Raw genomic sequence first — 12,562 nt, forward strand, 5'->3', positions numbered from 1 at the left:
CCCCTCCTGATTACATCCCCAGCTTTTCGAAGATCTTATTAAGCTTTTCTTCCAGTGTCGCCGCGGTAAACGGCTTAACCACATAGCCGCTGGCACCCGCCTGCGCGGCGGCAATGATATTTTCCTTCTTGGCTTCCGCGGTCACCATCAGCACCGGCAGCGCGGCCATCGCGCCATCGGCGCGGATATTCTGCAGCAGGGCCAGTCCGTCCATATTCGGCATATTCCAATCGGAAATGACAAAATCAATCTTGTTGGCGCGCAGCTTGGTGAGAGCGTCGACGCCATCCTCGGCTTCGTCCACATTGTTAAAGCCAAGTTCCTTTAGCAGGTTACGGACGATGCGACGCATTGTCGCGAAATCGTCCACCACCAGAAACCTGAGTTCTTTGTCCGCCATACCTACTCCTGTTATTAACATGTAACCCGCTCGCGGGCCGCTAAATACGTAATGCCTGACCGCTGCTGATTTGCGCCATCATTCTCTGGCTCATCTGATGCAGCGGCACGGTTTCGTTGCTGGCGCCCATGGCAATCGCCTCGCGCGGCATGCCGAACACCACGCAGCTGGACTCGTCCTGCGCCAGGGTATAGGCGCCGGCGTTGCGCATCGCCAGCATGCCGGCGGCGCCGTCATTGCCCATGCCGGTCAGGATCACCCCGACGGCGTTGCGCCCGGCGAATTGCGCCACCGAATGAAACAGGACGTCCACCGATGGGCGGTGCCGGTTGACCGGCTCGCCGTCATGCAGCCGGATCTGGTAGTTGGCGCCGCTGCGGGCCAGCTCCATATGCCGGGCCCCGGGTGCGATATAGGCGTGCCCCGGCAATATCCGCTCGCCGTCCTCGGCTTCCTTTACCGTTATCTGGCAGAGCTTGTTCAACCGTTCGGCAAAGGAGCGGGTAAATCCCGGCGGCATATGCTGGGTAATCAGCAGCGCCGGGCTATTGGCCGGCAACGGCTCCAGAACGTGGCGGATCGCCTCCGTTCCGCCGGTGGACGCGCCGATGGCAATCAGCTTCTCGCTGCTCAGCAGCGGGACATGGATGATCGGCGCGGCATCGGTCGAGCGCCGCTGCGGCAGCCTGGCGCGGGAGGCGGTGCGGATCTTCTCGGCAATGGCTTCGCTATAGGCCAGCATGCCGTCGCGCAGGCCGGTCTGGGGTTTGGTCACAAAATCAATCGCCCCCAGCTCCAAAGCCCGCAGGGTGATTTCCGAGCCGCGCCCGGTCAGTGACGACACCATCACCACCGGCATCGGCCGCAGGCGCATCAGTTTTTCCAGGAAATCCAGCCCGTCCATGCGCGGCATTTCCACATCCAGCGTCAGCACTTCCGGGTTTAATTTTTTAATCAGATCGCGGGCCACCAGCGGATCGGGCGCGGTGGCCACCACTTCCATATCGGGAAAACCATTAATGATTTCAGTCATTAATTGGCGCATCAGCGCGGAATCATCTACGCAAAGCACTCTGATTTTTCTCATATTCTTTCCTTAGTAAGCTGATAGACCGTTTGTCCGCGCAGCTTGAAATCCTGGCTTATCTGACTAAAGTTTTCCGAATGGCCGGCAAACAGCAACCCGCCGGGCTTCAGCAACGGCGCGAAGCGGCGCAAAATGCGCTCCTGCGTCTCCTTATCAAAATAAATCATTACATTACGGCAAAATATCGCGTCGAAAGGCCCGGGCAACGCCCACTCTGCCGCCAGCAGGTTCAGGTACTGAAACCGCACCATGGCGTTCAGTTCGGGCCTGACCCGCGCCAGCCCGTCATGGGGACCGGTGCCGCGCAGAAAGAACCGCTGCCGCTGCACGGTGCTCAGCCCGCGCAGTTCTTCATGGCGGTACACGCCGGCGCGGGCTTTGTCCAACACCTGGGTATTGATATCGCTGCCGATAACCGACACCTGCGCCAGCGAACCCGTCAGGGTTTCCATCAGCGTCATGGCGATGGAATAAGGCTCCTCGCCGGTGGAAGCCGCGGTGCTCCAGACGCTGTAGGGTCCCGGCCGCTCCTTGGCGTGCCGCGCCAGCACCGGGAAATGGTGCTGTTCACGGAAAAAGGCCGTCAGATTGGTGGTCAGCGCATTGACGAATATCTCCCACTCCGGCCCCTTGACATCGGCATCCAGCAGCGCCAGATAGGTGCCGAAGTCCGCTATATTCAGCGTACGCAGCCGCCTGACCAGGCGGTTATACACCATCTCCCGCTTATGGCTGGCCAGCACAAGGCCGGCCCGCTGGTAGATCAATTGGCAGATGCGCTGGAAATGCGCATCGGATAAGGGCACCTGCTGTGCCCAGTTAGACCATTTTGCGGCAATTTCAGCTTGGTTTGACATAGGGTTTCTCGCTGCGCCGCGCTTGCGTTTGGCGTTAGGTTATGGACCCGAGTTGCCGGGTGCTGAGGTCTGAAGCCATTGGTTCATCCTGGTTTTCCTGCAGCTCATGCTGCGTTAGCCTGAATACCCGTACCGCCTGCATTAATGCTTCCGCCTGTGATTCCAGCGCATGGCCGGCGGCGGCTGATTGTTCCACCAGCGACGCATTCTGCTGGGTTGCCGCGTCCATTTGATTGACGGCGGTGGCGACCTGTTCAATGCCCCGGCTTTGCTCATCCGACGCCGAGGCGATTTCACCCATGATATCGGTGACACGGGCCACCGAACGCACGATCTCATCCATGGTTTCACCGGCGGAGGCCACCAGCTCCGATCCCTGCTGTACCCGGGTCGCCGACTCGTCAATCAACCCCTTGATCTCTTTGGCCGCCTGGGCGCTGCGCTGCGCCAGGCTGCGCACCTCGCCCGCCACCACCGCGAACCCGCGGCCCTGCTCGCCCGCGCGTGCGGCTTCCACCGCCGCGTTCAGCGCCAGTATATTGGTCTGGAAGGCGATGCCGTCTATCACGCTTGTGATATCGCTGATTTTGCGCGAGCTTACGGCGATATCGGCCATGCGTTTAACCACGTTGCCGGTCAGCGTGCCGCCTTTTTGCGCGGTGCTGGATGCATCGCTGGCTAGTTTGCTGGCCTGGCGGGCATTTTCGGCGTTCTGCTTCACCGTCGAGGTCAACTGCTCCATGCTGCTGGCCGTTTCCTCAAGCGCCGCAGCCTGTTGTTCGGTACGTGACGACAGGTCGTTATTGCCGCTGGCGATTTCCTGGATGCCGCTAAGCATGGCATCGGTGCCCTGGCGTACGGTCATCACCGTTTGCGCCAGTTCATCGCGCATCGTCTCCAACTGATGAAACAGCTGGCTGATTTCGTTGCGTCCACTGACCTCGATACGGTTACCCAAGTCGCCGCCGGCAATGGCGTTGAAATGGCCGCTCATTACGGCCAGCGGCCGCAGCAGCATACGTTTCAGCCACAGCAGGGCCACCAGCGTCAGCAGCGCGGTCATGCCGGTCATCAGCCCCAGCATCCAGCCCGAACGGCCATAGGCGATGCGATTTGCCTCGCTGGCTTCGCCAATCACCCCGGAAAGCTGGGTCATATAGGCGTTGTACTGCAGTTCGAACGCATCCTGGAACTTCTGCGTGGGCTGGCCCATAAAGGCCTGGACATTACCGTTGTCCAGCATCTCTATCGCCTCATGCATCGCCTGGTCGAATTCCTTGAAACTCTTCACGGTCTTGACGCGCAGCGCCTGCTCCGCTTCGTTGTCCGCCGGATAGGCGTTGAATTCCTTAAACACCGCTTCCCCATGGCTCAGCCTTTTTTTGGCGTCCGCCATCAGGGGCAGGATCTGCTCAAGCGGTGTATAAGACGCAAAACGCGTTGCCGCCCGGTTCAGGGAATTACGGGTTTGCAGCATCTCCGACCAGCTCATGCTTAGCGAGTTACGTTTCAGGTTGTCCGCCTCTACCTGATGAAAGTTCTCGCTGCTGCGCCTGAAATTTTCAAACGAGAGTCCGCTGCTGACCAGCTGCATCAGGCCAAAGATCAAAACAATCATGATCAGGCTGGTGGAAATCCGTATACGCGTTAACATCATTAACCTCATGCCGGTGTGTGGCTTATATAATGCGTAGTTAGAAGGTTTCCCAATTTTCCTGCGACGTGCTTTCCGTGGTTTTTTTTGCCGTCGCGGACGACGGCGTTTGCGGCAGAGGGACCACCGCCTTTTCCGTCGCGGGCACCGCCGCCGTCTCCAGCCGGAATACCGACACGGCCTGGGTCAACAGGCCGGCCTGCGCTTCCAGTTGGGCAGCGGCCTGGGCCGACTGCTGCACCAGGGCGGCATTCTGCTGCGTGGTGCGATCCATTTCCGCCACCGCCTCGCCCACCTGGTCGATACCGTGGCTTTGCTCATCGGACGCGGAAGAAATTTCGCCCATGATATCGGTCACGCGTGTCACCGCGTCGACAATCTCCGACATGGTTTCGCCGGCGCTTTCCACCAGCGCCGAACCCACGTCGACACGATTAACCGAATCGTCAATCAGTCCCTTGATTTCCTTCGCCGCCTGGGCGCTGCGCTGCGCCAGACTGCGCACCTCGCCCGCCACCACTGCGAATCCGCGCCCCTGCTCCCCGGCGCGCGCCGCCTCTACCGCCGCGTTCAGGGCCAGGATATTGGTCTGGAAAGCAATGCCGTCGATAACACCAGTAATATCGGCTATCTTCTGCGAACTTCCGGCAATTTCATGCATGGTAGTGACCACGTTATCCACCACCTTGCCGCCCTTTTGCGCGGTTTCCGACGCGCTCAGAGCCAGTTGCCGCGCCTGACGGGCATTCTCGGCGTTCTGTTTCACCGTGGCGGTCAACTGCTCCATGCTGGCGGCCGTTTCCTCCAGCGCCGACGCCTGCTGCTCGGTACGCGCGGACAAATCGTTATTGCCGGCGGCGATTTCGCCGGCGCCGCTGTAAATGGCGTCGGCGCTTTGGCGCACGGTATGCACGGTGGCGGTCAGCGCATGCTGCATATCCCGCAGGCTCTCCGCCAGCATGCCCATTTCATTACGGCTGTTTAATGTCAGCGCCTGGGTAAGATCGCCCGCGGCGATACCGCGGATATGGCTTATCAGATAGCGCAGCGGATGCAGCAGGATGCGGCGGATGCCGACCCACACCAGCAGGGAAATCAGAATAAAAATGACCAGAACACCGCCCAGCACGCCGAGGGACTGGTTATAGGACTGCTGGTTCATGTCCACCGCGTCGTTATAGAGGCGGATATTCCCGGCCAGGTAACGGCCATAGGTATCCTCGAAATTATTTTGCACCGCCTGGGTAGGCTGCGCGTAAAAATCAACGATATTGCCGTTGCTCAATTGGGTATTGAGCTCAGCCAACGCGGAGTGCAGGGCATCATAGCGCTGTTTCATGGCCTGAATATTGGCTTCGTCCTGCCCTTCCTCGCGCGGCATCGCCATGAAATTACCGAAGGTCTGCTCCGAACGCCGCAGGGTCCCCACCGCTTCGGATAATAATTCGGTCACCGTTGCGCCGCTGCCCATTTTATTCTCGTCCATCAGATAACGCACCGCCGCCCGGTTAAGGGTATTACGGGTCTGGACCAGGGCAACCCAACTGGCGCTCAGCGCGGTCTGCTGCTTACGCAGATTCTGATACACGCCAAAATAGTGCTGATCTTGTTTCAGCGAATGATAAAACACGCCTCCGGAGGAGAGTTGTAATAAACAAAAAATTATCAACACAAGAACTAAGCCGGTCACTACTCTTATTCGGTTAAACATGCCTGTTTTCCCACTACAACTGGTGCTAATTGTATCGGCAGGCAACCGCCAAACTTTACCGCTATCGTCAGAAATTAGCGCCAGGCCCGCGAGCACCCAGTACCAAACCGAGCCTGTTCAAGGAATAGCGTGCCAATGGGGTCGAATTGGCCTGCCCAACCGAGCGCCCCATGGCACGGTATGCCCGCCAACACCGGGCCTAAAACAAACGTGTTAAAGGGAGAGCGTGCCGATGGGGTCGAATTGGGCATGGTGTTCCTGCCCAACCGAGGCCCCATGGCACGGTATGCCCGCCAGCACCAAACCTAAAGCAATCGTGTTAAAGGGAGAGCGTGCCAATGGGGTCGAATCGGGCGTGATTTTCCCGCCCGACCGAGCGCCCCATGGCACGGTATGCCCGCCAACACCGCGCTTAAAGCAGACGTGTTCAAGGGAGAGCGTGCCAATGGGGTCGAATCGGGCGTGATTTTCCCGCCCGACCGAGCGCCCCATGGCACGGTATGCCCGCCACCACAGGTCCTAAAGCAATCGTGTTAAAGGGAGAACGTGCCAATGGGGTCGAATCGGGCGTGATTTTCCCGCCCGACCGAGCGCCCCATGGCGCGGTATGCCCGCCACCACCGGGCTTAAAGCAGACGTGTTCAAGGGAGAGCGTGCCTATGGGGTCGAATCGGGCGTGATTTTCCCGCCCGACCGAGCGCCCCATGGCACGGTATGCCCGTCACCACCGGGCTTAAAGCAGACGTGTTCAAGGGAGAGCGTGCCAATGGGGTCGAATCGGGCGTGATTTTCCCGCCCGACCGAGCGCCCCATGGCACGGTATGCCCGTCACCACCGGGCTTAAAGCAGACGTGTTCAAGGGAGAGCGTGCCAATGGGGCTTATTTACGCCATGGCGACGCTATCCACCAGCGCCATTTCCTCGCTATTCAACAACCGCTCAATATCCACCAGGATAAGCATCCGTTCGCCCAGCGACCCCAGGCCCGTCAAATACTCAGTCGCCAGTGTCACGGCAAATTCCGGCGCCGGGCGGATCTGCTCGGCGGTCAACGACAGCACGTCGGAAACGCCGTCGACAACAATGCCCACCACCCGCTGGTACAGGTTCAGCACAATCACGACCGTATTGTCATTGTACATAACATCCGACTGCGCGAACTTAATGCGCAGATCCAATATCGGCACAATCACGCCGCGCAGATTGGTAACGCCTTTGATAAAGGCCGGCGTATTAGCGATCCGCGTCACCTGATCATAACCACGGATCTCCTGTACCTTCAGGATATCAATACCATATTCTTCATCGCCCAGCGTAAAGATCAGAAACTCCTGACCCACGGTTTCTCCGTTCAGCGCGGTGACGCTTGCAAGTCCTGCCATGGTTTTCACCTTTTAATCAGTCGGCTAAATAAGATAAATTAAGCAGCACCGGCCAACCGTTTACTACGGTTCAGGGCCTGTAGTGCGGACACATCGATAATCAGCGCCACGCTGCCATCGCCAAGAATGGTGGCGGCGGAAATTCCCGGTACCTTGCGATAATTGCTTTCCAGGTTTTTCACCACCACCTGATGCTGGCCGATAAGCTGATCCACCAGCAGGGCATAACGTCGCCCCGCGCTTTGCAGGATCACCACGATGCCCTGGGTCGGATCGGTCTTGGCGCCGTTGATATCAAACAAATGGTGCATTTCCACCAGCGGCAGGTATTCGCCGCGCACCTGCAAGACCTGCTCGCCGCCGGCAAGCGGGTGCAAATCGTCCGCCTGCGGCTGCAACGACTCCATCACGGTATTCAGCGGCAGGATAAACACATCCTGGTTTACCCGTACCGACATACCGTCCAGGATCGCCAGCGTCAGGGGCAGCAGGATGCGGATGGTGGTGCCTTTGCCGGCCTGGGACAAAATATCCACATGGCCGCCCATCGCCTGAATGTTGCGTTTCACCACATCCATGCCCACCCCGCGTCCGGAAACATCGGTCACCTGTTCGGCGGTGGAAAATCCCGGCGCGAAAATCAACATGCCCACTTCTTCGTCGGTCATGCTGTCGCTCACCGGCAGTCCCTGGGACAACGCTTTGGCCAGAATTCTTTCGCGGTTAAGGCCGGCGCCATCGTCGATCACCTCGATACAAATGTTGCCCCCCTGATGCTCGGCGCGCAGCTGCAGGTTGCCGACGGCCGGCTTGCCGAGCGCCGTACGGATATCCGGCGACTCAATCCCGTGATCGAGACTATTACGCACCAAATGGGTCAACGGATCGATAATACGTTCGATCAGGCTCTTATCCAGCTCGGTTGAACTGCCCTCAAGCGTCAGCTCCACCTGCTTATCCAGCTTGGCGGCGAGATCCCGCACCAGGCGCGGGAAACGGTTAAAGACATACTCCATCGGCATCATGCGGATCGACATCACCGATTCCTGCAGATCGCGGGCATTGCGTTCCAATTGCCCCATGCTGATCATTAAATCGCTATGTTCCACCGGATCCAGCGCGCCGGCGCGCTGGGCAATCATGGACTGCGTAATCACGAGTTCGCCGACCAGATTGATCAACTGGTCCACTTTCTCTACCGCCACCCGGATACTGGTATCAGCGGGTTTGACTCGTGCCGCGCCGGTATCGGCCTGTCTGGCCGGCGCGCCCGCGGCGTTGATGGGCGTGACATTGTCGGCGTGGCCGGCGTGCGCGATTTCGCCGACCTGGGCCTGGCCGGCGGCGGCCGGCAACGGGTTGGCATCGGGGGCTTCGGGGGCTTCGGCTACGGTCGCGGCGTCGGGCTCGGCGTCAAAATGAATCTGATCGGCATCCAGCACAAAACACAGCACTGCGCAGATGTCATCCTCGCTCACCGTGGTTTGCAGGCTGGCGCTCAGGCCGTCGGGCGTTTCCTCGTGAGCCAGCACCGTGCCGAGATTGCCCAGTTCCTCAAGCATCAGCGGAATTTCACTGGCTTTAAGGCCGCTAAGCCGTATGCGCAGCGCAGCATCCGCCGCGTCCGTTTGACCGGGACGCGGCGCCGCGTTCTGCTGGACATTGTCCGCCGCCTGTGCGACGGCGCCGTCGGCCGGCGCCACGGCGCCTTTAGCTTCCAAAGCCAGCTGGCGCAGCGCTTCGCAGATATAAGCAAAGCTTGCCGCATCAGGCTCCTGAGCCGTTTTGTAGGCATCTAATTGATCCTGCATGATATCTTTGGTTTCCAAAAACAGGTTAACAATCTCCGTGCTGAGGGACATCTCCCCCCGCCGCGCCTCGTCCAGAAGGTTCTCCAGCAAATGCGTGGTTTCCTGCAATACCGTAAAACCGAAGGTTCCCGCCCCGCCTTTAATCGAATGGGCGGCGCGAAAAATCGCATTCAGCTGTTCGCTATCCGGATTTTGCGGATCCAGTACCAGCAGGTGCTGTTCCATATCCGCCAGCAGTTCGGCGGCTTCATCAAAAAAAGTTTGGTAAAAAGCGCTTAATTCCATGCTCACGAAATCACCTCTGCTGTGAATCACGTTCGTTAAACGGCGAGGCAGCCGGAACGGAGGCCCCGGATGGCAAAGTAGCCGGGGCTGCGGCCGGTCCCCCGGATGATGAACTCGCCGGCGCCGCGTTGACGCCGGCATTGGTCTGCCGGGCGGTGGACGGCACAGGTTCCGCGGTTCCTGGCGGGGTTACCGCCGGCTCCCCTGCCGCTGGCGGCGCCGCGGGTTTCACTGGCGTCGATTCCGGTGTTCCCGGCGCCGCCGGGTCCGGAACCGGCGGCGTATCGGTAGCGTCCTTAAATGACGGCTGCTGCGTTAATCCTTTCGAGTTATTGATTTCCATCCCCTGGCTTTGCACGTTTTCATGTGCAATGCTCAGTTCCGTTTGCTTATTCAGCACCAGCAGGCTGATGCGGCGGTTAATCGCCGCGTCGGGCTGCTGCGGCGCAAGGCTCATGGTGGCGGCCATGCCCACCACCCGCAGGATTTTGCCTTCCGACAGCCCGCCGGTGATAAGTTCCCGCCTGGACGCGTTGGCGCGTTCAGCCGATAATTCCCAGTTACTGTAGCCGCGTTCGCCATTGGCGTAGGGGGCGGCGTCGGTATGCCCCGATATGCTGATTTTATTGGGAATATCATTGAGGATCGGCGCGATGCCGCGCAGCACATCCCGCATATAGGGTTCCACCCGCGCGCTGCCGGTTTCAAACATCGGCCGGTTCTGGCTATCGAGGATCTGGATACGCAGCCCCTCGTCCACCAGATTGATAAGCAACTGGGGACGCAGCACCCGCAGGCGCGGATCGGATTCAATAAGCTGGTCCAGGCGCTCGCGCAGCTTGTTCAGCCGTTTCTTTTCCAGCTTGTCCAACAGATCGTTAATGTTCTTATGCACATCGCCCTGCTGACGCGTCGGATCCGCGCCGCCGCCGGGGATGGGACTGGTATCCGAACTGCTGCGATTGCCGCCGGTCAGCGCCACGCTCAGCGGGGTGCGGAAATACTCGGCGATGGAAACCCGCTCCTTTGGCGTGGCGATGGCCAGCAGCCACATCACCAGGAAGAACGCCATCATGGCGGTCATGAAGTCGGCATAGGCGATTTTCCAGGAGCCGCCGTGCTCGGCATGGCGTTTGGACCCACGCCGTTTGCGTACCACGATGATCGGCTGGTTTTTCATGCATCCTCTTCCACCGGCTGCTGTTTAATCGGTTCCCTGGCCAACCTGACATGCGCCTCCAGTTCGCTGAACGACGGGCGCTCGGCGGAGAACAGCGTTTTTCGCCCAAACTCCACGGCGATTTGCGGCGCATAGCCATGGATACTGGAGAGCAGAGTAATTTTGATGCATTGCATCATTTTGGTGCTTTCATCTTTCTTTTGCCGCAGCAGCGACGCCAACGGCGAGACAAAACCATAAGCCAGCAGTATGCCTAAAAAGGTACCTACCATGGCCTCAGCTATCATCGCACCCAGCTCAACGGCCGAGCGGTCCGCTGCGGAAAGGGCGTGCACCACCCCCATAACCGCGGCGACAATACCGAAGGCCGGCAGCGAATCGCCTACCTGCCCCAGACTGCTGGCCGGTATATCGCATTCATGCTCATAAGTTTCGATTTCCTCATCCATCAGCGTTTCAATTTCAAACGCGTTCATATTGCCGCCGATCATCAGGCGTAAATAATCCGTAATAAAGTCCATCAGATGTTTGTCGGCAAGAATACGCGGATAGAGTTTAAAGATGTCGCTCTCATTGGGGGAATCGATATCAAATTCCAGTACCAGCATTCCGTGCTGGCGCGCCTTGGCCATTAAACGGAATAATAATGCCATGAGGTCCATATAGAGGGATTTGTTATATTTAGAGCCACGAAATAACTGCGGGAAGGCCTTTATTGTCAATCTGATCGCTTTGCCGTTATTGCCGACAATAAAGGCGCCAAGGCCAGCGCCGCCAATCATAAGAAACTCGGCAGGTTGATACAGCGCGCCCAGATGGCCGCCGACTAAGGCATAACCGCCAAATACGGCGCCCATTACCACAAGGTATCCCACTATCACTAACACATCCGTTCTCCCGGTAAAAAGATGTCGGCCTGCACGCAGCACATCCGGGAAACCGAACGACGACAGTCTTGGCAAGCTTATGCCAGGATATCGTCGTGGATGTCGTCATCCGTTAGGATTGCCCATCACACCGCATGCTGCGCCTGCTCATCCAGCAGCTTGGTATTGATATCGGCCGCTACCGGCAAAAGTTTACGTCTTTTTACCGCCCGGGACGGCGGCTGGCACAAACTGCAGACAAACCCGTAAATGGGCTGATGAGCATAAGTGATAAAGTGGCCATGGCAGTGGCTGCACGGGGTTAGCTGCAGCATGCCGCTTTCGACAAACCGCACCAGGGTCCAGGCGCGGGTCAGCGCCAGTATCGGCTGTTCACCGTCCTGCTGGGGACACTGCTCAAGGTATAACCGGTAGGCCCTGATCACCGCTTCAACACCGGTGCATTGCCCGTTTTGCAGCAACACCTGGAAAATATTGTAAAACATCGACGAATGAATGTTCTGTTCCCAGGTCATGAACCAATCGGTTGAGAACGGCAGCATACCCTTGGGCGGAGGACTGCCGCGCAGCTCCTTGTACAATTTGATCAGTCGACCGCGACTAAGCTGCGTTTCGCTTTCCAACATTTGCAACCGGGCGCCCAACGTAATCAGCTCCATAGCCAGCTGAATATCCTTCGCTTCCTGGACAATACTTTTGCCGGCCATCGCTATGCCCTTTTCTTCGGCAGATGGTTGTCTTTTGCCGCCAGCCGTTCCTGTAGTTGACTAGATAGCAATATGCCGGTGTGGATTTGCTGTAATTCGTCCACGCGGGAATCCTGCGTTAATTGCGTAATGGTTTGGTGATCGTCAAAACGAAACAGGCACAATAGCTGATTCGTTTCGGCCAGTTTAACCATTTGCGGCAAGGTCAGTTTCAGTAAAACATCGGCCATGGTATCGTTAATCCCCAGCCGAAACATTGCCGACGCTTTTTCCTGGTTGATCAAACGCTGCGCCAATAATAAATATGATAAATTTATATCGTAAACATGTTTACGTATTTCACTCGTATTCATTTTCCCATCCCTCTAGACTATGTTTAAAAACATAACTTGGGTGATAAAATATCGCCCGGTATCCGGGGATTTTTCCCCTGGGTGGCTAATGAAATCAACGATACCGTACATACTTAAATTGTCCGGTAATCGAAGCGGCTAATTATAAAAGCCGTACCGTTAAATATTCTTGGTGTAAAATATGCCCAAAATTAACATGAATCATTAAGGTTTCTTCCGTGAAACATTTTTACAATTTAGTGAGATTA

General features: G+C 57.8%; 11 protein-coding genes. All 11 read right to left on the minus strand.

The features are described 5' to 3' along the window. Nucleotides 1-10 precede the first annotated feature (10 nt). Nucleotides 11-400, minus strand: a complete 390-nt coding sequence (cheY, locus tag ACL2XM_RS11155; RefSeq protein WP_410015413.1) for a chemotaxis response regulator CheY — start codon at nucleotides 398-400, stop codon at nucleotides 11-13. A gap of 40 nt (nucleotides 401-440) precedes the next feature. Continuing rightward, nucleotides 441-1,487: a chemotaxis response regulator protein-glutamate methylesterase gene (locus tag ACL2XM_RS11160; protein ID WP_410015414.1), complete on the minus strand. Its 1,047-nt coding sequence runs from the start codon at nucleotides 1,485-1,487 to the stop codon at nucleotides 441-443. Then, nucleotides 1,484-2,344, minus strand: coding sequence for a protein-glutamate O-methyltransferase CheR (gene cheR, locus ACL2XM_RS11165; RefSeq protein WP_413732897.1), 861 nt, complete (start codon nucleotides 2,342-2,344; stop codon nucleotides 1,484-1,486). The genes ACL2XM_RS11160 and cheR overlap by 4 nt, the downstream gene beginning before the upstream one ends. 34 nt (nucleotides 2,345-2,378) lie before the next feature. Continuing rightward, the gene (locus ACL2XM_RS11170) at nucleotides 2,379-3,998 is read right to left on the minus strand and encodes a methyl-accepting chemotaxis protein (RefSeq protein WP_413723429.1); all 1,620 of its coding nucleotides are present in this window, start codon (nucleotides 3,996-3,998) and stop codon (nucleotides 2,379-2,381) included. Between the two features lie 40 nt (nucleotides 3,999-4,038). Then, nucleotides 4,039-5,709, minus strand: a complete 1,671-nt coding sequence (locus ACL2XM_RS11175; RefSeq protein WP_413732899.1) for a methyl-accepting chemotaxis protein — start codon at nucleotides 5,707-5,709, stop codon at nucleotides 4,039-4,041. An 884-nt stretch (nucleotides 5,710-6,593) separates the two neighbouring features. After that, nucleotides 6,594-7,091, minus strand: coding sequence for a chemotaxis protein CheW (gene cheW, locus ACL2XM_RS11180; RefSeq protein WP_410015417.1), 498 nt, complete (start codon nucleotides 7,089-7,091; stop codon nucleotides 6,594-6,596). Between the two features lie 38 nt (nucleotides 7,092-7,129). Further along, entirely contained in the window at nucleotides 7,130-9,187 is a 2,058-nt protein-coding gene (gene cheA / locus ACL2XM_RS11185) for a chemotaxis protein CheA (RefSeq protein WP_410016568.1), read from the minus strand. A 10-nt stretch (nucleotides 9,188-9,197) separates the two neighbouring features. Then, nucleotides 9,198-10,367 carry a flagellar motor protein MotB gene (gene motB / locus ACL2XM_RS11190; protein WP_413732901.1) on the minus strand — a complete coding sequence of 390 codons (1,170 nt, stop codon included), beginning with the start codon at nucleotides 10,365-10,367 and terminating at the stop codon, nucleotides 9,198-9,200. Continuing rightward, entirely contained in the window at nucleotides 10,364-11,254 is an 891-nt protein-coding gene (gene motA, locus ACL2XM_RS11195; RefSeq protein ID WP_410015419.1) for a flagellar motor stator protein MotA, read from the minus strand. The genes motB and motA overlap by 4 nt, the downstream gene beginning before the upstream one ends. A gap of 125 nt (nucleotides 11,255-11,379) precedes the next feature. After that, the gene (gene flhC, locus ACL2XM_RS11200) at nucleotides 11,380-11,961 is read right to left on the minus strand and encodes a flagellar transcriptional regulator FlhC (protein ID WP_410015420.1); all 582 of its coding nucleotides are present in this window, start codon (nucleotides 11,959-11,961) and stop codon (nucleotides 11,380-11,382) included. A gap of 2 nt (nucleotides 11,962-11,963) precedes the next feature. Beyond that, complete coding sequence (gene flhD / locus ACL2XM_RS11205) at nucleotides 11,964-12,314, minus strand: flagellar transcriptional regulator FlhD (RefSeq protein ID WP_410015421.1); 351 nt, start codon at nucleotides 12,312-12,314, stop codon at nucleotides 11,964-11,966. Between the last annotated feature and the right edge of the window lie 248 nt (nucleotides 12,315-12,562).

This window comes from Sodalis sp. RH20, from assembly GCF_047324205.1.
Taxonomy (GTDB): domain Bacteria; phylum Pseudomonadota; class Gammaproteobacteria; order Enterobacterales; family Enterobacteriaceae; genus Acerihabitans.